Annotated in this window: 26 protein-coding genes; 14 read left to right on the top strand and 12 right to left on the bottom strand. The window is 61.0% G+C overall.

What is annotated here, in order from left to right; genetic code table 11:
- Positions 1–3 precede the first annotated feature (3 nt).
- The 7 genes from LZ605_RS04970 to merT all read right to left on the bottom strand — a co-directional run bounded on the left by LZ605_RS04970 (position 4) and on the right by merT (position 4,737).
- The gene (locus LZ605_RS04970; RefSeq protein ID WP_010921730.1) at positions 4–564 is read right to left on the bottom strand and encodes a recombinase family protein; all 561 of its coding nucleotides are present in this window, start codon (positions 562–564) and stop codon (positions 4–6) included.
- Between the two features lie 175 nt (positions 565–739).
- Complete coding sequence (locus tag LZ605_RS23135) at positions 740–1,729, bottom strand: DUF3330 domain-containing protein (protein ID WP_003132006.1); 990 nt, start codon at positions 1,727–1,729, stop codon at positions 740–742.
- On the bottom strand, positions 1,726–1,962 hold the full coding sequence (gene merE, locus LZ605_RS04955) for a broad-spectrum mercury transporter MerE (protein WP_003132004.1): 237 nt from the start codon (positions 1,960–1,962) through the stop codon (positions 1,726–1,728). The genes LZ605_RS23135 and merE overlap by 4 nt, the downstream gene beginning before the upstream one ends.
- The gene (gene merD, locus LZ605_RS04950) at positions 1,959–2,324 is read right to left on the bottom strand and encodes a mercury resistance co-regulator MerD (protein WP_000995360.1); all 366 of its coding nucleotides are present in this window, start codon (positions 2,322–2,324) and stop codon (positions 1,959–1,961) included. The genes merE and merD overlap by 4 nt, the downstream gene beginning before the upstream one ends.
- A 17-nt stretch (positions 2,325–2,341) precedes the next feature.
- Positions 2,342–4,027 (bottom strand): mercury(II) reductase, encoded by a 1,686-nt coding sequence (gene merA / locus LZ605_RS04945; RefSeq protein WP_003156770.1) that lies wholly within the window; start codon positions 4,025–4,027, stop codon positions 2,342–2,344.
- Positions 4,028–4,098: 71 nt separating this feature from the next.
- Complete coding sequence (gene merP, locus LZ605_RS04940) at positions 4,099–4,374, bottom strand: mercury resistance system periplasmic binding protein MerP (protein WP_003131987.1); 276 nt, start codon at positions 4,372–4,374, stop codon at positions 4,099–4,101.
- A 12-nt stretch (positions 4,375–4,386) separates the two neighbouring features.
- A complete protein-coding gene (merT, locus tag LZ605_RS04935; RefSeq protein WP_003131974.1) occupies positions 4,387–4,737 on the bottom strand; it encodes a mercuric ion transporter MerT in 351 nt (116 codons plus the stop codon).
- A gap of 71 nt (positions 4,738–4,808) precedes the next feature.
- Between merT and merR the strand changes: the two genes are divergently transcribed.
- Both merR and LZ605_RS04925 read left to right on the top strand, forming a co-directional pair.
- Positions 4,809–5,243: an Hg(II)-responsive transcriptional regulator gene (gene merR / locus LZ605_RS04930; protein WP_005413387.1), complete on the top strand. Its 435-nt coding sequence runs from the start codon at positions 4,809–4,811 to the stop codon at positions 5,241–5,243.
- A 2,453-nt stretch (positions 5,244–7,696) separates the two neighbouring features.
- Positions 7,697–8,473 carry a hypothetical protein gene (locus tag LZ605_RS04925; RefSeq protein WP_032966761.1) on the top strand — a complete coding sequence of 259 codons (777 nt, stop codon included), beginning with the start codon at positions 7,697–7,699 and terminating at the stop codon, positions 8,471–8,473.
- Here LZ605_RS04925 and LZ605_RS23130 read toward each other — a convergent pair.
- The 3 genes from LZ605_RS23130 to LZ605_RS04920 all read right to left on the bottom strand — a co-directional run bounded on the left by LZ605_RS23130 (position 8,470) and on the right by LZ605_RS04920 (position 9,873).
- Complete coding sequence (locus tag LZ605_RS23130) at positions 8,470–8,796, bottom strand: HNH endonuclease (protein WP_323162603.1); 327 nt, start codon at positions 8,794–8,796, stop codon at positions 8,470–8,472. The genes LZ605_RS04925 and LZ605_RS23130 overlap by 4 nt on opposite strands.
- Before the next feature lie 253 nt (positions 8,797–9,049).
- Complete coding sequence (locus LZ605_RS23125) at positions 9,050–9,199, bottom strand: hypothetical protein (RefSeq protein WP_324615445.1); 150 nt, start codon at positions 9,197–9,199, stop codon at positions 9,050–9,052.
- Between the two features lie 251 nt (positions 9,200–9,450).
- Positions 9,451–9,873, bottom strand: a complete 423-nt coding sequence (locus LZ605_RS04920) for a helix-turn-helix domain-containing protein (protein WP_249844022.1) — start codon at positions 9,871–9,873, stop codon at positions 9,451–9,453.
- A 139-nt stretch (positions 9,874–10,012) separates the two neighbouring features.
- Here LZ605_RS04920 and LZ605_RS04915 point away from each other — a divergent pair, with 139 nt between their 5' ends.
- The 11 genes from LZ605_RS04915 (at position 10,013) to LZ605_RS04870 (ending at position 16,694) form a co-directional block, all read left to right on the top strand.
- The gene (locus LZ605_RS04915; RefSeq protein WP_249844021.1) at positions 10,013–10,291 is read left to right on the top strand and encodes a hypothetical protein; all 279 of its coding nucleotides are present in this window, start codon (positions 10,013–10,015) and stop codon (positions 10,289–10,291) included.
- On the top strand, positions 10,284–10,478 hold the full coding sequence (locus tag LZ605_RS04910; protein ID WP_249844020.1) for a hypothetical protein: 195 nt from the start codon (positions 10,284–10,286) through the stop codon (positions 10,476–10,478). The genes LZ605_RS04915 and LZ605_RS04910 overlap by 8 nt, the downstream gene beginning before the upstream one ends.
- Entirely contained in the window at positions 10,468–11,565 is a 1,098-nt protein-coding gene (locus LZ605_RS04905; RefSeq protein WP_249844019.1) for a replication initiation factor domain-containing protein, read from the top strand. The genes LZ605_RS04910 and LZ605_RS04905 overlap by 11 nt, the downstream gene beginning before the upstream one ends.
- Positions 11,566–11,580: 15 nt before the next feature.
- Positions 11,581–11,883 carry a G5P family DNA-binding protein gene (locus LZ605_RS04900; protein ID WP_249844018.1) on the top strand — a complete coding sequence of 101 codons (303 nt, stop codon included), beginning with the start codon at positions 11,581–11,583 and terminating at the stop codon, positions 11,881–11,883.
- Between the two features lie 247 nt (positions 11,884–12,130).
- On the top strand, positions 12,131–12,352 hold the full coding sequence (locus LZ605_RS04895) for a hypothetical protein (protein WP_249844017.1): 222 nt from the start codon (positions 12,131–12,133) through the stop codon (positions 12,350–12,352).
- A gap of 15 nt (positions 12,353–12,367) precedes the next feature.
- Positions 12,368–12,496: a hypothetical protein gene (locus tag LZ605_RS23085; RefSeq protein WP_257473253.1), complete on the top strand. Its 129-nt coding sequence runs from the start codon at positions 12,368–12,370 to the stop codon at positions 12,494–12,496.
- A gap of 112 nt (positions 12,497–12,608) precedes the next feature.
- The gene (locus LZ605_RS04890) at positions 12,609–13,952 is read left to right on the top strand and encodes a hypothetical protein (protein ID WP_249844016.1); all 1,344 of its coding nucleotides are present in this window, start codon (positions 12,609–12,611) and stop codon (positions 13,950–13,952) included.
- Between the two features lies 1 nt (position 13,953).
- The gene (locus LZ605_RS04885) at positions 13,954–14,283 is read left to right on the top strand and encodes a DUF2523 family protein (protein WP_249844015.1); all 330 of its coding nucleotides are present in this window, start codon (positions 13,954–13,956) and stop codon (positions 14,281–14,283) included.
- Entirely contained in the window at positions 14,280–15,485 is a 1,206-nt protein-coding gene (locus tag LZ605_RS04880) for a zonular occludens toxin domain-containing protein (protein WP_249844014.1), read from the top strand. Before LZ605_RS04885 ends, LZ605_RS04880 begins: the two co-directional genes overlap by 4 nt.
- Complete coding sequence (locus LZ605_RS04875; protein WP_249844013.1) at positions 15,482–16,108, top strand: TraX family protein; 627 nt, start codon at positions 15,482–15,484, stop codon at positions 16,106–16,108. Before LZ605_RS04880 ends, LZ605_RS04875 begins: the two co-directional genes overlap by 4 nt.
- A 133-nt stretch (positions 16,109–16,241) precedes the next feature.
- Positions 16,242–16,694 carry a hypothetical protein gene (locus LZ605_RS04870; RefSeq protein WP_249844012.1) on the top strand — a complete coding sequence of 151 codons (453 nt, stop codon included), beginning with the start codon at positions 16,242–16,244 and terminating at the stop codon, positions 16,692–16,694.
- 53 nt (positions 16,695–16,747) lie between these two features.
- Here LZ605_RS04870 and LZ605_RS04865 read toward each other — a convergent pair whose 3' ends face one another.
- Together LZ605_RS04865 and LZ605_RS04860 are read right to left on the bottom strand one after the other, a co-directional pair.
- The gene (locus LZ605_RS04865) at positions 16,748–17,128 is read right to left on the bottom strand and encodes a DUF3653 domain-containing protein (protein ID WP_249844011.1); all 381 of its coding nucleotides are present in this window, start codon (positions 17,126–17,128) and stop codon (positions 16,748–16,750) included.
- A gap of 566 nt (positions 17,129–17,694) precedes the next feature.
- Positions 17,695–17,979 (bottom strand): hypothetical protein, encoded by a 285-nt coding sequence (locus tag LZ605_RS04860; protein ID WP_017354460.1) that lies wholly within the window; start codon positions 17,977–17,979, stop codon positions 17,695–17,697.
- 123 nt (positions 17,980–18,102) lie between these two features.
- On the opposite strand from LZ605_RS04860, the gene LZ605_RS04855 reads away from it, so the two are divergent.
- Positions 18,103–19,239, top strand: a complete 1,137-nt coding sequence (locus tag LZ605_RS04855) for a site-specific integrase (RefSeq protein ID WP_017354461.1) — start codon at positions 18,103–18,105, stop codon at positions 19,237–19,239.
- Positions 19,240–19,307 lie beyond the last annotated feature (68 nt).

Raw genomic sequence — 19,307 nt, 5'->3', positions numbered from 1 at the left:
GTGTCAGTCGTCCGTGCGGAGGTACTGGTAGAGGGTTTCCCGGCTGATGTTGAACTCGCGGGCAAGCTGCGCCTTGGGCTCGCCGGCCGTCGCTCGCTGCCGCAGGGTAGCAGCCTGCTCATCGGACAGGGCTTTCTTGCGGCCCCGGTACGCGCCACGCTGCTTGGCCAAGGTGATGCCCTCACGCTGCCGCTCGCGGATCAGGGCGCGCTCGAACTCAGCGAAGGCCCCCATCACCGACAGCATCAGGTTGGCCATCGGCGAGTCCTCGCCAGTGAACACCAGGCCCTCCTTCAGGAACTCGATGCGCACGCCGCGTTGAGTCAGCTTCTGTACCAAGCGACGCAGGTCATCGAGGTTGCGGGCCAGCCGGTCCATGCTGTGCACCACCACTGTATCGCCTTCGCGGACGAAGCTCAGCAGCGCTTCGAGCTGGGGGCGCTGGGTGTCCTTGCCCGATGCCTTGTCGGTGAACACCTTGCTCACCTGTGTCTGTTCCAGCTGGCGTTCCGGGTTCTGGTCGAAGCTGCTGACCCGGACGTAGCCGATGCGGTGCCCCTGCACGATGTCTCCTTGGTTGAAGGCGGCTTAAGTGCTCCTTCTGTTCCGTTGTGCCTCAAACCCCGTTTCTGTCAGGCTGAAATCTATGACCTTCGCAGGCATGTGTCAAAAAATGCGAAAGATGACTCTATTCTGACTAAGCGGCGCGGCCCTGCCTGACATCCAGTTAGGGTATGCCTCAATCTGACGGTAGCGAGTCGCAGGCGTTCGGATCGGCATCGGTTTCGTTCCCTGTCTTGGCACGCGCTTCGAAGCGTTGATAACACTCCAACCCGCAGAAGTGCTCGACGTATTCCGCGCCTTCCGGGGTGAAGGCGGCATCGAGCGGGATTTCCTTGCAGCACACGCAGCAACTGGTGGTGGTCGAGTCACTTGCATTCATGGTGGCACCCCTCCATTGACTGACGAAGACGGCGAATGCCGCCGCCGGCATTGGCTTCGCGAACAGGAAGCCTTGTCCTGTGTCGCAGTCCGCTTGTCGCAATAGATCAAGACTCGCCGATGTTTCCACGCCTTCAGCCACCACATCCATGCCCAGCCCGTGCGCAAGCTGAATCACGGTGTGCACGATGGTTTGGTCGCGGCGGTCGTTGGCGAGCCCGGCGACAAACGATTGGTCGATCTTGAGCGTGCTGATTGGGCAGCACTTCAGATGTTGCAGACAGGAATACCCCGTCCCGAAGTCATCGGCGGCGAAGCGCACACCGATCTGCCGCAAGGCGTCCAGGGCGGGGAAGATCGCCGGATCACCAAACGCGACCGATTCGGTCAGCTCGATTTCGAGATACTCGGCGGGCAACTCGGCATCAGCCAGCACGCCCTTTACCCACCCGTCGAAGTCCGGTCCCACTTGGCTCGCCGAAACATTGACGGCCAGCCGGAACGGTCGCCATGCCAGCATTCGCCAGTCACGCATCTGGCGGCAGGCTTCGCCCAGCACCCAAGCGCCGATTTCAGGCATCAGGCCGGACGATTCGACCACGGGCAGGAACTGGCCCGGTGGCAATAGTCCAAGCGTCGGATGACGCCAGCGCAACAGGGCTTCCGCGCCGACAATCCCACCACTGCGCAGATCGACGACGGGCTGGTAGTGCAGTTCAAGCTGCCCGCGCTCGACCGCTTGGGCCAGTTCCGGCGTCGTCCATCCATCCGGCCGGAAAGCGCTCATTCTCTTTCCCTGAATGCCCGCAACGCCCGCGACAGGGACAGAAGGAACAGGCCGGTCAAACCGAGCGCCGCGATGACCCAATGCTCGCCGAGGAAAGCACCGGCGGTTGTGCCGGCCAGCACGACAGCGAGGATGGGCAGGTGGCAGGGGCAAGTCAGCACAGCCAGTCCGCCCCACAGGTAGCCGGTGATCGGTTTGTGCGTCTCGGACGGCAAGCGCTCGGGGTTGTTCATGGCAGACTCTCCGCGTGCTGTGCCGGCTCGGTCGGCAGGGTGGCCAACTGCACTTCCAGATCGGCCAACGCTTCGCGCCGACGCTCGACGAACTGACGCAGCAGGGCAAGCTGCGCGGCCGCTTCGTCGCCGTCCGCCGCATCCAGCGCCCGGCACAGCCGCGCCAGCGCGTCGAGGCCGATGCCCGCCTCGAAGGCCGCCCGCACGAAGCACAGCCGTTGCAAGGCGGCGTCATCGAACAAGCCGTAGCCGCCTGGTGTGCACGCCACCGGGCGCAGCAATCCGCGCAGCAGGTAGTCGCGCACGATATGCACGCTCACCCCGGCATCAAGAGCCAGCCGGGACACCGTGTAGGCGTTCATTGAACACCTCCTTTTTCTCACCCGGCGCAGCAGGAAAGCTGCTTCACATCCTTGTTGAAGGTCTGCGCCGCGAGCTTCAACCCCTCGACCATCGTCAGGTAGGGGAACAACTGGTCGGCCAGTTCCTGCACCGTCATGCGGTTGCGAATGGCCAGAGCCGCCGTCTGGATCAGTTCACCCGCTTCCGGCGCGACCGCCTGTACGCCGATCAGCCGATGGCTGCCTTCCTCGATAACCAACTTGATGAAGCCGCGTGTGTCGAAGTTGGCGAGCGCACGCGGCACGTTGTCCAAGGTCAAGGTGCGGCTGTCGGTCTCGATCCCGTCGTGGTGGGCTTCCGCCTCGCTGTAGCCCACGGTCGCCACTTGCGGATCGGTGAACACCACGGCCGGCATTGCGGTCAGGTCGAGCGCCGCATCGCCGCCGGTCATGTTGATCGCGGCACGGGTGCCGGCCGCTGCCGCCACATAGACGAACTGCGGCTGGTCGGTGCAGTCGCCGGCCGCGTAGATGTTCGGGTTGCTCGTGCGCATGCCTTGGTCGATGACGATGGCACCTTGCGCATTGACAGTGACCCCCGCTGCGTCCAGCGCGAGGCTGCGCGTGTTCGGTGTCCGACCGGTGGCAACCAGCAGTTTGTCGGCGCGCAATTCACCGTGCGTGGTGGTCAGCACGAATTCACCGTCCATATGGGCGACCTGGCTGGCTTGCGTGTGCTCCAGCACCTCGATGCCCTCGGCACGGAAAGCGGCTGTCACCGCCTCGCCGATGGCCGGGTCTTCACGGAAGAACAAGGTATTGCGCGCCAGGACCGTGACCTTGCTGCCCAGCCGGGCAAAGGCTTGCGCCAGCTCCAGCGCCACCACCGACGAGCCGATTACGGCAAGGCGTTCGGGAATGGTGTCGCTCGCCAGGGCCTCGGTGGAAGTCCAGTAGGGTGACTCTTTCAAGCCCGGAATCGGCGGGACCGCCGGGCTGGCACCCGTGGCGACCAGGCAGCGGTCGAACATCACGACGCGCTCGCCACCCTCGTTCAAACGGACGGTAAGGCTCTGGTCGTCCTTGAAGCGCGCCTCACCGTGCACAACGGTGATGGCCGGATTACCGCCCAGGATGCCTTCGTACTTGGCGTGCCGCAGTTCGTCGACGCGGGCCTGCTGCTGGGCCAGCAGCTTACTGCGGTCAATCGTAGGCACAGTTGCCGCAATACCGCCATCGAACGGGCTTTCCCGGCGCAGATGGGCGATGTGGGCGGCGCGGATCATGATCTTGGACGGCACACAGCCGACATTGACGCAGGTGCCGCCGATGGTGCCGCGCTCGATCAGCGTGACCTGCGCGCCTTGCTCGACGGCCTTCAGCGCCGCCGCCATCGCGGCTCCACCGCTGCCAATGACCGCTACCTGCACCGGGGGCTCGTTGCCACTGTGCTTTTCGGCGGCGGCCATCCATCCCCGCACCTTGTCGAGCAGTCCGACGCGGTTGTCCGCCAGTGGCGCATCGGCTAGCGTTGCCTTGTAGCCCAGTCCGGCCACGGCGGCAGTCAGCGCGTCCGGCGATGTGCCCGGCACGATGGCGAGTTGCGCTGTGCCCTTCGGATAGGACACCAGCGCCGACTGCACGCCTGGCACTTTTTCCAGCGCTTCCTTGACGTGCGCCGCGCACGAGTCGCAAGTCATGCCGGTGATTTTTAGATGGGTCATGCAACAGATCCTTTATCGTTTGTGGCGCCAGACAATGACGTCCGTTGTGCTGCGGTGCCGTTTTCAGTGACTCACTGCTTGACGCTGGACGGATAGCCCGCGTCTGCGGTTGCCTTGGTCAGCTTCTGCACGCTGGTCTTGGCATCGTCGAAGGTGACGACCGCTTGGCGTGTCTCGAAAGTCACGTCAACTTTGCTGACGCCTTCGACCTTGGAAATCGCCTTCTTGACAGTGATCGGGCAGGCGGAGCAGGTCATGCCCGGTACGGACAGCGTGACGGTCTGGGTGGCGGCCCAGACGGGGGCAACAACGGCGGCGAGGGCGAGGGAGGCAAACAGTTTCTTCATGGTGAACTCCGATCAGTAGAAAAATGGCATGACGTAGGGAAATCCGAGCGCGACCAGAACCAGCGCGGCCACGATCCAGAAAATGAGCTTGTAAGTAGCTCGCACTTGGGGAATCGCGCAGACCTCACCCGGTTTGCAGGCCGCTGCCTGCCGGTAGATGCGCCGCCAGGCGAAGAACAACGCCACCAGCGCCACGCCGATAAAGATGGGGCGATAGGGTTCCAACACCGCCAAGTTGCCGATCCAAGCGCCGCTGAACCCCAAGGCGATCAGAACCAACGGCCCGAGGCAGCAAGCCGAGGCGAGGATGGCGGCAAGCCCTCCAGTGAAGAGCGCGCCGCGCCCGGTTTTTGGTTCAGACATGCGCTTGTCCTTTCGAATTGAAATTGGATAGCGTAACCTTACTTCCGTACTCATGTACGGAGTCAAGCGATATGGAAAACAATTTGGAGAACCTGACCATTGGCGTTTTCGCCAAGGCGGCCGGGGTCAATGTGGAGACCATCCGTTTCTATCAGCGCAAGGGCTTGTTGCTGGAGCCTGACAAGCCCTATGGCAGCATCCGCCGCTATGGCGAGGCGAATGTAACGCGGGTGCGCTTCGTGAAATCAGCCCAGCGGCTGGGCTTCAGCCTGGATGAGATCGCCGAGCTGCTGCGGCTGGAGGATGGCACCCATTGCGAGGAAGCCAGCAGTCTGGCCGAGCACAAGCTCAAGGACGTGCGCGAGAAAATGGCTGACCTGGCGCGCATGGAGGCCGTGCTGTCTGAGTTGGTGCGCGCCTGCCATGCGCGAAGGGGGAACGTTTCCTGCCCGCTGATCGCGTCACTACAGGGTGGAGCAAGCTTGGCAGGTTCGGCTATGCCTTAGCGTGCTTTATTTTCCGTTTTCTGAGACGACCCCTTAGAAAGCCTAGTCAAAGAGCTGTCACGAGAACACCGTTAGCTTAGCGTACGATTTTTTCCGAATTCTGCGGTTCCCCCTTCCTCCGCATCTACGAGCTTGCACTGCAGGCCAGCTTCCGCGCAGATTTCACAATAGAACAGCTATCTGCCGAGCTAGGGCTGGTGGTGGACCAACTCTGGCCGAACTTTGAGAAAGCGGTTAGCGAAGCGGGATTGCCGATCGAGCAACTCGGGACCGAGTTGGTGCTTGGTGGATGGTCGTTGAAGAACGGCCGGATGATGGCCACGGCGTATGCGAAGAGTGACAGCCGGCGCCCTTGCGTTGTCCAGCCGATCGGGGGGCAGATGGCGTCGCCGGGCGAACCGCTCCAGGCCGCGACCCCTAGCATGGCCCAGGTGGATCTGCTGGCCCATGCGCGTCTCCAGGTCAGCTACCTCAATGGGCAATTGGGCCGGAAAGTAGCAGGAGGTCGACTGCTAGTTGGGTTTCTGCAGAAGGGGCAAGCCCTGCTCAAGGATCTAGGAGAGATCTAGGTCGCGGGAGTCAAATACGCTAGGGGCTGAAATCGAAGTTCAGGTCTGGCCCTAAGGCAGAAGGCCAAAGCAGACCAAGGTCGTCCGTGGATTTGGGATGTTTATCGAGGGCAGGGTGGATGTCCGCTTCTGGCCGGAAGCGGACATTGGGCGGCGACCGGCCCGGTGATGGCATCCGCCTTCGACCCAAAGCGGGCATCGTTCTCGACACACCTGAGTTGATCCGTACTCCAAAGCCTGTTTCCGCTACCCCTTGTAGTGCTCGACGTAGAGCCCCAAAGCTGCCAACGACGCATACACGGCGGACCCAGCGTTGGTCGCGTACAAGGCAAAGGGAACCGGAGGATCGCAGGGAACTGTTGCGATGAACCACGGAGCTGAGCTCGTCAAGCTCGTCCTAGGTGATGTGAGGAATCCTAGCTCCCTACGCATACCTAGCGCCTCGCGGACGTACGCCTTGTTCCAGCCGCCAGTCTTGCACGAGACCCCAAGAAGTAACTCCGTAAATGCGGGATAGCGACGGGTCTTAATCGGACGATATACACCGACGTCAATCTCGTGACGGTCAGCCGCTTTGACCACCGTCGTGCCTTTCCAGCTATGGCTTAGTGTGGTGACCTGCACTGAAATCCTAATCTCGAGCTTCTCAGTAGACGTAGATCCACTGATGTAATCGTGATCCGGATGGTTTGCTTTGCATGGAGATCCTCCAAACGTCAGGACGCCTGCCATCTTGGGGGTACACGTGAGCTTGTAGCCCGCACTATCGATGATTCGCAGAAGCCTAAGCAGCACCCGAAGTTCGTAAGCCTTTCCTTGCGCGTAGGGAGACCCGCTCGCCTTAGCACGCGAAATGGCTGCTTTCACAGCGTTGAGGATTGCTAACTTACTGATCGTCACAGTCGCGGTCCTCGTGGCGCGTGTTCCTCGCGAGGGTCGTCCGGTGGCAGATATCGAGCGATATAGGCCTCAAGATCTGCCTGCTCGTGATCCGTCAAACGCTGGGGTGATACAGTTGGTAGATGTGACCGGATTGAGCGAACTCGGCGACCTTCTGGTGTCTCAACAGTGTAATGAACGTCCTCCAGTCCGGTGAGACCTTGGACCAGCTTCCCGATCTCACCCAAGGTTTGCGAGAGGGCGTCTTGGGTCGTCACAGGTCTAAAATCGAGAACCGCCGCAAGTGCGGCTGCAGCTTGTGCATTCGTGTCGTCCTCGTAATCAGACATCGCCTGAACAATCGCGGAGCGAAGCGATCTAACAATTTGTGGATCAAGCTCAGACGCAAGGGCTAGCGCCTTCCCTATCTCCCTAATTACCTCTTCACCACCTTGATCTTCTGCCATTCACAACTCCACAGCTGTAGACATTAACGGGCCGCGCGGGATGAACCGCCCGGATTCTCTAAATTCAATTGCCGAAGGTTGCCGTTGGCAATGTTCCTTAAGAGTAAGGCACAGTGCGGTTTGGTTCCATAAGCGGATCGCGCTGGCTGTATCCCGAAGTGTGCGATGACGCCGAAGCTGGATAGTGTCGCTGAATTGGACCATCAGGCACTTAGGTCTGAGCCCTGATACAGATTGATGATATGACTCCAAGTCGCGTACGGGCTGCGAAGAGCACCGGCTACTTTGGTCCGCTTCTGACCGAAAGCGGACATTCGTTTAACCAAGGGTGAAGGAAACTTTTAGGGCCAGGATGGACTTCAACTCTCTCGTTCGCTCGCTTCTATCCGATGCGAAGATGCGCCGTAACAAGCCTCTGCGAGACTAGTGCGCGAGCCAGGTCGCTGACATTGCTCCATGGCCTATGACGTGCCCCGCACCCGCTGGTCAAATGGAACCGCCCTCGGCACCATGGGCACGACCATCTAAGGAGTTCTTCATGCTCTACCAAGATAAGTACGTCGCCTTCATCGACATGCTCGGGTTCTCCGCACTTGTCCAAGAGTCGGCAGCCGACATGAGCAAGCTTGATGAAATAGCAGAGGCCATCGACAGACTAAAGAACACAGCGTGCTGCAACCCAGCAACAGGACTTTTGTTCACTTACTTCAGCGACTGCATCGTCATATCAAGCAGCCGCTCTCCTGCTGGCCTTGCCGACATCCTGAGCTGCATCAGAATGTTGGCCGAGAACCTGCTAGTGGTTGATATATTGATACGTGGAGGGCTCACAGTTGGAAGCATTCATCATGATTCTCAGATGATCTTCGGACCGGCGATGCTGGACGCCTATCGCATGGAATGTAAGGAAGCACGCAATCCCATGGTGCTCGTGAGCGAAGAGGTGCGATCGGATGCTCGCGCTGCGGGGTTAAGCAACCTGTTGACGTGGGATGACGAAGAGCCAGACCGCCACTATGTCCACTATCTGATCTCGTACAGCGCTTATGACTCTAATCCAAGGGCGGGCGTCGTGATTCTCGATAGCCAGGCCGCTCTCATCCGGCATTTCATCGCCAAGAGGCTGCTAGGCGCTCCGGGTAAGATCCTGGATAAAGCCGAGTGGATGGAACGATATTGGAACGAGAAGGTGGCGACAGGTGGAATTCTCGGACGTGTTGACAGGGTCGCAGACCTTGTTAGGCCCAATGCGCGACCATTTCGCAGCAGACTCGCCGTTCTAGCACCGCAACCGGGCGCCACTAGTGTGGACTAGCGAATCAGGCAAGCAGCTGCCGATTCCTTGCAAAGATTCAATTCAATTGGCCATACGGAAGCACGTGCAATCCCTGATGGCAGTCGGGACCACCATCTCCCCATTGCCAGCCGCGTCTGAACCAGCGCCCGGAACGCTTCAGCGGAAGGGGCTGGTCCCTTCCGCTGGTGCCTGCCCTGGTTGCACCGGCTATGCGCGGCCACCACGTTCCCGGACACGTCTCTGCCCCCGTCCTGTTGGGCCACCAGGTGCTCGGCGGTGCATTGAAAGGCTCGGGCCTTACTGGCCTTCAGCCCGAGCTCTGAGGGTGCAGTGAGCCACATCGGCAGGCCGCAATAGAAGCAACGGCCCGATTGGGCGTAGAAGGCAGAAGTGCGAAGGGATCTGCGGCGTTTGGCGGTCATGGATGGCTCCGGAATCGAAGGATTCCCGTGCCCCCATTGGGTGGACCTCGGGCACCCGGAGCCTATTGGCTATGCGGGCACAACACCGGCGCTTTATAGCGACTGGCTAAGGCGTTATAGCTCAGCGCTTGAGCCGCTACAAGGCCCAGATGCCGACCAGAACGGGAGGGAGTCACCGACGCCCAGTTAAGGTCAAAGCTTGGTCAGGGGGCGAGCGACGCGCTTGAGCAGGTGGAGCGGGGCGTGGCGCGTCACCCAGGGAAGTCGCGGTGTTGTAGTCCTGCTCAACCCGCTGAACTGTTCGCACGTTCAGGCCCGAGATCTCGTCTAATTGTTCTTGCGACCAATGTCGCGACTGGCGGAACTGGGAAGTGCAGGCGACAAGCTCTGACCGATCAGGTGCGCAGTTGGGAACTCAAGGGCGAGCTGGATGTGGAGCCAGAAATCGAGGGCGTCTTAGGTGCGGATCCAGGAATCAAGGGCATCTTTGGGGGAGATCTGGAAATCGCGGGCGTCCTTGTGGGGAAATACGGGCGGACAGCTGTGGGATCTGGGGCGTTTCCGTTGTGGCAGTCACCAGAGGCCGAGCCATTGCAATGCGGAGCCAACGAACCGCGACAAGGCGGATACAGCATTTCGCATAATGTATACAACGTGTGCGTTATCGAAGCCCGGAACGGCCGCCTGAGCCTTATGGGGCAGGGAGAATCCGACTGCCAGGCATAGCGCCATTGCCATGGCGGCGAGCTTTCGCCAAACCGCCTTCTCTTCGCGGCTTATTGCCCGCGCCTCCCCCACGATTCCGATCACCTTGACAAGTGGTTCTCCCGTCAAGCCAGCCAATGTCGCGCACACGACTGCATTCGGCAGAGACACCCCTTTGCGGTAGTTGCTGACCGAACTTGGCCGCACACCGAGCCGCGCAGCGAGCTCCGAATCGTTGTTTGCCCCAGTAGCAGCCTTGGCGGCGTCCAGCAGTGCATCGATAGTCGACATTTCCAAGACCCTTGACATGTGGTTTACAAGGGTATTGAATCACACCCGGATTCCAAGAGGCTTGGAAACCCCCGCCACCGGCACCCCAAGGCCGCTGGCGGGTTCCCTTGGGGTAGGGGCTTGGGGAGGGGTAGGGCACATGGATGCACTCATTTCCGTCGCGCTGCTGGGTTCTACCGCAGCCGTCTCGTTCGGGCTGGTCAAGCTGGCTTCGTGGTGCATCGGTCGGGTAGGGGATTCGTCCCGCCGTGCTGCACGCGAAGTCGCCTTCGTAGCCCAGGCACGCGCCGAACTGGCCGCAACCGGCTGGACCGCTGATCACGAAACCCTCTATCAGGCCGAAATCGCTGCCACCAAGCGCGGCGATCTGCTGGCCGCAGCCCGCTTTGCCGAACAGCAGGAGGCCATCCGTGCGTAAGTTCGATTGGTGGGTGGTTCCCTTCGTCATTTTCATGGTCTGCGGGGCAGGGCTTGGTTTCTGGATCGGCACGGCGTTGGCGGACGACTGGAGCGCCGTGGTTGCGGAACGTAAAGCGATGCGCAGCGCCTGCATCGCCGGTAACGACCGTGCCTGCCGCTTGTACGAGGTCGAGTATGGCCGGTGATCGCGCAGTGCCGGCCGGGTCGGGACTCCCCTCGTCTAACAGGGGAGTCAGTGAATTCAGGAACCCCGAGGGAACCCTGACGGTCGGCATTGACTGGTTTTCCGCTTCGGTTGACATGTTCGCGGTCCTCAACGAGCTGGCCTTCCGCGACGGCGACTCTTTCGAAGAGGTCCGCAACTGGATCGACTACAGCGCCGATAACGCTCGGGTGGTCGCCCTACAGATGTTCTGCTGGTTCTTCGCTGGGCTGGGCCTTGAACTGGATGAGGTGGCAGGGGGAGGGCGCTTCTACCTGTGGCGCGTCAAGATCATCAATGCCGAGAAAAAGTTCGTCGGCATGATCGAGTTAGGCGGTGATCACTGCCGCCGCGCCGATGGCACGTATACCGCCCGCATTGAGCTAACCGGCGATGGTTGCAAGGCGGTAGCCGCTGCGCGCTGCGGCCATGCGCAGCGGTGGCTGGAGCTTCGAGCGAAGCTCGAAAGCTGCGGCGGACGCCTAACCCGAGTTGACGCCTGCGCCGATGATCTTCTCGGGCAGTACCCATTGCGCCTGGCACAGAAGTGGTACGACGAAGGCGAGTTCGACAACCGTGGGCAGCGTCCTAAGGCGCAGCTTGTGGACGACTACGACAGCGGAGACGGCAAGACGTTTTACGTCGGCGGCAAGAAATCCGAGCGTCAGTTGCGCGTCTACGAGAAAGGCCGCGAGCTGGGCGACAAGAGTTCGCCATGGGTGCGCTACGAAGCGCAGTTCCGCGCTTCAAACCGCAAGGAATTGCCGCTCGATCTGCTCCGGGATCCCGCCGCATATCTCCTTGGTGCATACCCCGTGCTGCGCTTCCTGCGCTGCATTTCTTCCCGCATTGACGTGACCAAAGCGGCAGCGGTTGCGACGTTCAAAAGCGCATGCCGTCATTTCAAGCGCCAATACGGCGGCTTCGTCAATTTCGTTTTCCGCACGTGCCCCGATGAAGAGGTGGCCGTCGCGGTCTTTAAATCCTGCACTTCGCCAAAGCTGCCGAAGTGGGCAACAGGAGACGTAGCAGCGCACTGGGCCACAAGCGTGGCCGTACAACCAACCTGAAAGGGGTAATTACACATGAGCGTCAAGGTCACTGTCCTGAAGAACGAAATCGATGAACGCGGCGGCAGCTTCAAGAACGATGCCGGTGAGAACGTCGAGTACACCACCCGCAAGCAGAAAGCCAAGCTGGAAACTGGCGGCTTCGCCTATCCGTTCGATGTGCGCCTTGACAAGGGCCAGCCGGGCTACCCCGAAGGCGAGTACGAGCTCGATATCGAATCGATGCTCCAGGTCAACAAGGGCGTGGCATCGCTGAGCAAGTTCACCGTGCTGCGCCAGATTCCGAAGGCCGCTGTGCGTTCGGCAGCGCAGGCATAACCCATGCCAGAGCCGGTCTACATCCAGTCGTGTGCGGTCCAGAACATCGGTACCGATGGCGTCTGCGCTGTGCCGGTCTGGATCGAAAACCCTCAGCCAGTTCTGCCACCGCTCACGCTGGCTGAGGGTACGCAAGTCGCATTCGCTATCGCGGCCTGCTGGGCACTGGGCGTCGTTTTCAGACAGTTCGCCCGTGTGTCCCGTGAGCGGTTCTAACCCAACCAAGAGAGTACATCCCATGAAGTACATGAACGTTGCACGTCGTTTCGGTCGTTCCGCTGCTGGCAAGGTTGCTGCCGGTGCCACCGCCATGATCGCCAGTGGCGCCGCGCTCGCCAGTGGCGGTCCGGCCGAGGCCATCACCTCCGAAATCACCAACGGCAAGTCCAGCGTCAGCGGCATTCTGGTCGTGCTGGCCGGCGTCCTGGGCCTGTTCCTGCTGTGGGCGATGATCAAGCGCGCCAAGTAATCGGAGCCGGGTGTCATGCCCGTGCTGGTAGCAGTGATGGAGGTCCTCGCGACGGCCGCTTCGGTCATCGCGGGGATTCTCTCGGTTCTCGCAGCGGTGAAGGGGCTTTTTCTGCTGTGGGGGAACATCAAGCAGGCCAAGTAGGGGCGCACATCGCCCCTACTTTTTTGGGGGTCCGTATGGGCTATTTCGTGATCGTCGCAGTGCTGGGGGCGCTATGGCTGGCATTCGACTCGTAAGCACCTGGGCTGCGTCGATGGCCCTGCTGCTGGCGGCATTTCCTGCTACTGCTGCCATGTATCCCGATCAGGGGCGCGCGTATGCGGCGTGTCAGGCTGATATCAAAAGCGGTCCGGCTGGTTGGCAGCCAATGAAGTGTGCGCCCAACTACTACAACGACGGTTCGGGCATCTACTACGCGTGGGACCTGAACGGCAGGGCTGTGGGTTGGAGCTACGCATGGCCTGCGAACTCAAGGTGCAGTAACCGCGTTGACGGGCAGGCCGGGATGATTAACGGCACGCTCTACAGTGGCGGTGTCTGCGATAACGGCTGCAAGGTGCAGCCCAACCTTGACCCGGGAACCAACTACTCCATCAGGGAGAGTGGCAATCCCAACGCCATCGCTGTTCGTTCCGGAACGTGGAAAGCCACTGGCGACGTGTGCAGCATCACCGACACCCAGCCTAAGCCCGATGCCAAAGATGAGTATTGCCACACCACGTCTTCGGGCCATCAGGTGTGCAAGGGCAAGGACAGGACGTGCGTTACGTCACCGAGCGGTTTCCGTACGTGTGCAAGCGACACTGCGAACGAGAAGGGTCATACGGCCACGAACAATCCGCGTACTGAGGCTGCCAGCATCAGTTCGCCCAACACGCCTCCCAATGCGCCCACTAATCGCCCTGGTGAAGACTGGAAGCCGAGCGGCCCATCCACCAGCGTGACGAACAACAATAGCGGCACCACGTACAACACGCAGAACTACAACAACCAAGGCACCCCCAACGGCAACCAGCCGACGCCGGGCGATGGCTCCGGCCCGGGTGCTGGCGGCAGCAACGGCAATGGCGATAAGGGCGAGGGCAGCGGTAACAGCGCCAGTGGCGGCGGGAACTGCCAGACCCCGCCAGCTACAAGCGGGGATCCGATCCTCGGCATGATCGCAACGCAGACCTGGGCAACACGCTGCGCGGCCGAAAAGGGTAACTCCGCCAAGGTGACAGGCGACATTGGCAACTGCGATGCAGCGTTCAGCGTTGAAGGTGACAGCGTTCAGGCCAACCAGCTTCGCGCCCAGCGCGCCCAGCTGTGCGCCGGTCGGCCCGGCGAGGGGCAGGGCAGCGGCAGCAACCCGCATGAGGGTGCAGAGGACGTGGATGGTCCGGGTAAGTGGTCGTGGAAGTTCGACAAGGACTTGATTGATACCAGCGGCTTCGGCGGCGGCTCATGCCCGCAGCTGGGCACCATCGACTTTGGCCGCTTCGGCGCTGTGTCGCTGGATGGCACTACATGGTGGTGTTCCCTGATCTCAGCCATGCGCACGGTGATGTTGTTGCTTGGCATGTTCATCGCTTTCCGCATTGTCTTTGGAGACTGACATGTTCGGTGTCGATATTTGGGAGTGGATCAAGCGTGGTGTGAACCTCGTTTGGACGATCATGTTTGGCGGCATCGGTCGCATCGTGACCAAGGTTCTTTCCACCGCAGGTGTGACGCTGGTTTCCATTAATCAGCTTCTGCCGGTTCTTAAGACGACAATTTCCACCTACGTTGGGTCGCTGCCCGATTGGGCACACAACTTTATCGGCGCAGTTGGCTTCGATCAGTTCATGACGATGATCCTGTCGGCACTTTCGGTGCGCTTCATGTTCAAAATCATCCCGATGCCCACGGCGCAGGCCCAGCAGCTGGGAGTGACCAAGGAATGATTTACTGGTACACGGGCCAGCCTGGACACGGCAAGACGCTGCATGCCATCGACCACGCCATCGACTTTCGTGATGAGGGCCGGTTGGTCTTCGTATGCAACGTACGTGGCTTCAAACACGATGAGGCACGCATGCTGCCCATGACGCCGGAACAGTTCTGCGACTGGCCGAATTTCCTTCCCGATGGTGCGGTGTGCGTGGTCGATGAGGCATACGAGCATGGCATGCTTCCAAAGCGCCGCCCCGGATCCGCTGTCCCTCATCACGTCGAACAGTTGGCGAAGCACCGGCACCGTGGCTTGGACTTCATCTTCGTCAGTCAGTCGCCCGACCGGCAGTGCGATGATTTCGTGCAGGACCTCATTGAACGTCACGTGCATGTGCGTCGTCGGTTCGGCCTTCCGTTCGCGCACCTGCGCACCTTTGACCGTTACGAAAAGAACCCGGAGAAGGGTCACCCTCTGATCTTGAAGCGGGTGAAGCTGCCTAAGCGGCCCATGGGCTTGTATGAGTCCACGGTGATGGACACCAGTGAGAAGGCCATCCCCTGGTACTACCCGGCTGCTGCTGCGCTGCTACTGGCGGTCATTGGTGGCGCGTGGTGGTCCGTGAACCGCGTGCATGCCCAGCTGTCAGGGGAGCTTGAAACGGGCCAGCCCAAGGCAGAGGCGCAGCAAGCGGCGGAGAACGGAGCGGGAGCGACGGTCGCAGCCGCGCCGCAAGCCGCACCTCCGGCGGTATCCCGTAGCAGCGACTACGTGGCATGGGTGACGCCGCGCATTCAAGGCCAGCCTTGGACCGCACCCGCCTACGACAGTCTGACCATTCCGACCGGCCAGCCTCCGCGCGTGTACTGCATGGCGTCCGGGGATGGACTCGACGCCAACGGCGAGCATCAGATTGGCCGATGCAGCTGCAAGACGGAGCAGGGCACCACGTATGTGATGGATCAGGAGCAGTGCCGCATGGTCGCTGTCAACGGGCAATACGAGCCGTTCCTTGACACCAATCAAGCCGAGGCTCGGCGCATGAACGATCTGCAGCAGTCCGCGCACTACCAGCAGGAAGCGCGGCGCATTAGAGAGGAAGCGGGCGGGGTGGCGATGCAGCACGTAGAGCGTTCTGTCGGAACATTCCCCGAGTCTGCGCCGCACCCATCCAGCAGCTACATGACCACTTCGCCGGGGTCGAACAAGCTATGACCAGCAGCGCACGTGAATTGTTGAAGTGGTTGGCCGTGATCCTGATGACTGGCGATCACGTGGCTAAGGTGATCTGCGGCGGGTACGTGCCAGGACTCAGCGAAGCGGGGCGGGTGGCATTCCCGCTGTTCGCACTGGTGATGGCCTATAACCTCGCCCAGCCGGGCGCCGATGTGGTCAAGTCCGTTCGCAGGCTCGCGCTGTGGGGTGCCATCGCTCAGCCCGTGCACGCTCTGACGTTCGGCTACTGGTTGCCGCTGAACATCCTGCTCACCTTCGCCCTGTGCGCTGCGGCGGTCTACGCAGCCGGCCAGCGGAACTGGATCGTCCTGGCATTCGCCGCGGCGGTGCTGCCGGCATTCGTGGACTACCAGTGGGCCGGGGTAGGGTTCGTCCTTCTGGCATGGCTGGGATTCCGCACAGGACGGCCGCTGCTGACCTTGGCGGCGTTCGCATCCCTGTGCGCCTTCAACGGCAATCTGTGGGCGCTGGTAGCCATCCCGGTGGCTGTGGGGCTATCCCACACGGCGTGGCAGGTCCCGCGCGGTCGGTGGGCGTTCTACGGCTATTACGTGGGCCATCTCGCGTGCCTCGGTCTGCTGGCGCTTATACTCGCCCCATGACCATGACCATGCGCCGATGCTTCGATCTGCACTACTGGGTTGCCCGATGGATGGATCGTGCTTTCGGCCGGTCCCGCGCTCGCCAGCGTCAACGCTGAGGCGGTAAGCTTCGCCCCAGCTACAGGGGGAAGTCATGATCACAAGGATTGCAGCGTTGACGCTGTTCAGTGCGCTTTGCTTTGGTGTTGGCGCTGAGGAGCCCGTGAATCTCGTTTACAAGTGCGTCAACAAGGCTGGAACTCAATACCAAAGCCAGCCTTGCGCCAAGGGCGAGACGGTCCATATCCGCTTGGCCGATCCCGCGCCTGTATCGCCCCAAGCGGCGGCCGCCAATCAGCGTTACCTGGACGATCTGCGTCAGCAGAATGCAGCCTCTCGGCCTACGCCTCAGCCAGCACCAGCTGCACCGGTCTACAGAAACGGCGGTGGTGGCGCGCAGCTGCACCACATTTCGCAGTACAAGGACGGTAACGCCTGCGAGGCGGCACGCGCGGAGCGTGAGCGCGTTTTCCGGGCCTATGGCAGCAATCGCCCATTTGAGGTTGGCCGACGCATGGACGACATGGTCTGGCGGGCCTGCAAGTGATTACCGTGACGCATCACGCCGGGGTGTAGGGGCAGCGCCCCTACGGAAGCGCTTCACACGCGCTCGCGGCGTTGTGGCCCCGGTACCGGCAGGACTGCTGCTGGCGGCTCGGCGTCAGGGCCAGCCAACGACGCCGACGAACGCTGTTTGCGCTGGCTCATTACATCCCGCAGATTGACGACAGTGGCAGGATGATGGCGAATGCCGGCGTTGCAATTGCGCACATTTTTGGAACTGTCGATCGACGGTGCGGAGCGAGCAGCTTCCATCATCCGGCGCCATTCCTGCGCTTGGCAGGCGGTGAGCGATAGCCAAGCCAGATCTTCCGGGAGCAGTTCGCGGCCTTCGGGGGTGATCAGCCGATCACCGAGGAAAGAAAAACCGGCCCAAGGGCCGGTCAAGTCGATACGGTGGTGCGGGTCGAACTCAATCATGCCGCGATCTCATCCTTGGCCGGGGTGCCAGGTCGCAGGCAAGAGCCGAGCCAGAGGCCGAGCCATTGCAATGCGGAGCCAACGAACCGCGACAAGGCGGATACAGCATTTCGCATAATGTATATTATGTTCCAAGGAGCTCAGCGGTGGCTGGCACAGCTCCCTGGCTCCTACACTGCCATGGAGCTCGATCGTGCGTTATCGGAAACTGACCAGCCCTAGGGCTGTTGAGCGCTGCGAATTTGGGGCAGCTTGCGCGGCAACTTGTAGCAATTGATGCGCTGAGCTACGTGCAGTCCCAATGACTCGCTGTGATCTTGGTGCATCACCAATGGTGCGTCGCGAATCTGTTGCATCTCCAATGATGTTGCCAAGGCGTTGCAGCCACGCGCTTTCGAGAGCATCTAATTTGGGAGACGGCTATGACCGTCGGCTTCATTTCTGAGCTAGCTCAGCGGCTTGGACCCTCCAATTTTGAAGAGTCCAAGCGAACAATTCACTTGCTGGCTCCGGTGTCGCGGTCCCCGAGCCCCAACCACGTCAGAACCCCTTGGACTTCGGCGGTGTCAGTCAAGGCGCTGACTGATCCATTCCCATGTCGCCTTGCTGAGGTAGCCTTGGTACTCGCCACGGACAAGCTGGGATACAAAAATCCCGTCATTCTTATCGAGCTTCTGTTGAAGATCGGCAGATAGATCGTGAGCGCTCATATCCCCGGACACCCAGCGGACCGACTCCAGATCAGGATCTGCTACGTTCTGGTAGCGCTCCAGGTGCTTGAGGAACGCAGTCCTCTTTGCGTCGTAGTTGGCTTCTCGGTTCAAATTCCAGGTGACAACATAGACGGCCATTTCGATCCTTCGAGACTGACACCGAACGTGTCTCCGTGATCTTAGTAAGTGCGACATATACGGTTCCGATAAGATATATTTATCGGAACTCAGGCTATTTTTAATCCCTACTTTCAACCACTTATGAGCGACCTTCTTCCAGCTCTGACCACCGCGGCTCCTGCCAATCCGACTGTGGCGCAGCTCTCGCAGTCCTCGGCGGACGCGGTGCGCGAAGTCTTCGCCGAAGCGGCCTCGGCCAACACCACGCGCAGTTACGCCACCGCCTTGCGCTACTGGGCGGCCTGGTACCAAGGCCGCTACGGAGCGGTCATCGCCATGCCGGTCGACGCGTCTTGCGTGATCCAGTTCATCATCGATCATCTGGCCCGGCGCTCAGGCGATGCCCTGACCTGGGAGCTGCCGCCGACACTGGATGCGCTTTTGGTGGAAGGCAAATTCAAGCAGCGCCAAGGACCGCTCAAGCTGTCGACCATCGTCCACCGCGTTGCGGTGCTCTCCAGCGCCCATCAATTGCTCAAGCTGGCCAATCCCTGCGAAAGCAGCGAGGTTCGGCAGCTGCTGGCCAAGGGCCGTCGCGCCGCACATAAGCGCGGCGAGCGGCCGAGCAAGAAGACGGCGATCACTGCGACCGAATTGATGGCGATGATTGCGACCTGTGAGGACGATCTTGTTGGGAAACGTGATCGTGCCCTGCTCTACTTCGCCTTCGCCAGTGGTGGGCGCCGTCGGAGCGAGACGGCCCATGCCGTCTTGAGCAAGCTTGCGCCGATCGACGGCGGCTACCTCTACCACCTGGACGTCGGCAAAACGCTTCAGGAGGGCGTCAAAGCAGGCGGCTCGCCGGACAAGCCCTTGTTAGGTCCACCGGCCGAAGCGCTTCGCACCTGGATCGAAGCGGCTGGACTGCAGGAGGGTGCCCTCTTCCGCCAATTGACACGCGGGAAAGTTGGGGCCGGCTTGTCACCCAAGTCGGTGGCCACCATCATCCAGAATCGCGCCCGCGCTGCCGGATTGGTGGGGAGCTTTGGCGGTCACAGCCTACGATCGGGTTTCGTAACGGAAGGTGCTAGGCAAGGAATTGCCCTGCCAGCCATTATGGCAATGACCGATCACCGATCGGTGGTCAGTGTCATCGGCTACTATCAGGCCGGTGCGGCCGAAACGAATCCGGCGGCTCGAATGCTGGAAGCTGCCGCAAGGTCAAGTGCCGAGCGCCCCATAGGGCGGTATGGAGACACGACGAGCGCTGAGTCCTAGGCAATCGTGCGGTCAAACTAGTAGAAGTATCCTTTGATCGTCGCGGCTTCGCTGCGATCTATCACTGT

Source organism: Stenotrophomonas maltophilia (assembly GCF_023518235.1).
GTDB lineage: Bacteria > Pseudomonadota > Gammaproteobacteria > Xanthomonadales > Xanthomonadaceae > Stenotrophomonas.
The sequence above is the reverse complement of the archived record's forward strand: the minus strand, read 5'-3'. Positions and strand labels throughout refer to the sequence as shown.

Bases quoted from the DNA above. Each gene is read 5' to 3' on its own strand.
- LZ605_RS04890 (WP_249844016.1), top strand. From the start codon at position 12,609: ATGGCCCTGCTGCTGGCGGCATTTCCTGCTACTGCTGCCATGTATCCC.
- LZ605_RS04900 (WP_249844018.1), top strand. From the start codon at position 11,581: ATGAGCGTCAAGGTCACTGTCCTGAAGAACGAAATCGATGAACGCGGC.
- LZ605_RS04865 (WP_249844011.1), bottom strand. From the start codon at position 17,128: ATGATTGAGTTCGACCCGCACCACCGTATCGACTTGACCGGCCCTTGG.
- LZ605_RS04895 (WP_249844017.1), top strand. From the start codon at position 12,131: ATGAACGTTGCACGTCGTTTCGGTCGTTCCGCTGCTGGCAAGGTTGCT.
- LZ605_RS04860 (WP_017354460.1), bottom strand. From the start codon at position 17,979: ATGGCCGTCTATGTTGTCACCTGGAATTTGAACCGAGAAGCCAACTAC.
- LZ605_RS04920 (WP_249844022.1), bottom strand. From the start codon at position 9,873: ATGTCGACTATCGATGCACTGCTGGACGCCGCCAAGGCTGCTACTGGG.
- LZ605_RS23130 (WP_323162603.1), bottom strand. From the start codon at position 8,796: ATGTGGCTCACTGCACCCTCAGAGCTCGGGCTGAAGGCCAGTAAGGCC.
- LZ605_RS04880 (WP_249844014.1), top strand. From the start codon at position 14,280: ATGATTTACTGGTACACGGGCCAGCCTGGACACGGCAAGACGCTGCAT.
- LZ605_RS23085 (WP_257473253.1), top strand. From the start codon at position 12,368: ATGCCCGTGCTGGTAGCAGTGATGGAGGTCCTCGCGACGGCCGCTTCG.
- LZ605_RS04885 (WP_249844015.1), top strand. From the start codon at position 13,954: ATGTTCGGTGTCGATATTTGGGAGTGGATCAAGCGTGGTGTGAACCTC.
- LZ605_RS04905 (WP_249844019.1), top strand. From the start codon at position 10,468: ATGGCCGGTGATCGCGCAGTGCCGGCCGGGTCGGGACTCCCCTCGTCT.
- LZ605_RS04855 (WP_017354461.1), top strand. From the start codon at position 18,103: ATGAGCGACCTTCTTCCAGCTCTGACCACCGCGGCTCCTGCCAATCCG.
- merE (WP_003132004.1), bottom strand. From the start codon at position 1,962: ATGAACAACCCCGAGCGCTTGCCGTCCGAGACGCACAAACCGATCACC.
- LZ605_RS04870 (WP_249844012.1), top strand. From the start codon at position 16,242: ATGATCACAAGGATTGCAGCGTTGACGCTGTTCAGTGCGCTTTGCTTT.
- merD (WP_000995360.1), bottom strand. From the start codon at position 2,324: ATGAACGCCTACACGGTGTCCCGGCTGGCTCTTGATGCCGGGGTGAGC.
- LZ605_RS04875 (WP_249844013.1), top strand. From the start codon at position 15,482: ATGACCAGCAGCGCACGTGAATTGTTGAAGTGGTTGGCCGTGATCCTG.
- merT (WP_003131974.1), bottom strand. From the start codon at position 4,737: ATGTCTGAACCAAAAACCGGGCGCGGCGCGCTCTTCACTGGAGGGCTT.
- LZ605_RS04925 (WP_032966761.1), top strand. From the start codon at position 7,697: ATGCTCTACCAAGATAAGTACGTCGCCTTCATCGACATGCTCGGGTTC.
- merP (WP_003131987.1), bottom strand. From the start codon at position 4,374: ATGAAGAAACTGTTTGCCTCCCTCGCCCTCGCCGCCGTTGTTGCCCCC.
- LZ605_RS04915 (WP_249844021.1), top strand. From the start codon at position 10,013: ATGGATGCACTCATTTCCGTCGCGCTGCTGGGTTCTACCGCAGCCGTC.
- merA (WP_003156770.1), bottom strand. From the start codon at position 4,027: ATGACCCATCTAAAAATCACCGGCATGACTTGCGACTCGTGCGCGGCG.
- merR (WP_005413387.1), top strand. From the start codon at position 4,809: ATGGAAAACAATTTGGAGAACCTGACCATTGGCGTTTTCGCCAAGGCG.
- LZ605_RS23135 (WP_003132006.1), bottom strand. From the start codon at position 1,729: ATGAGCGCTTTCCGGCCGGATGGATGGACGACGCCGGAACTGGCCCAA.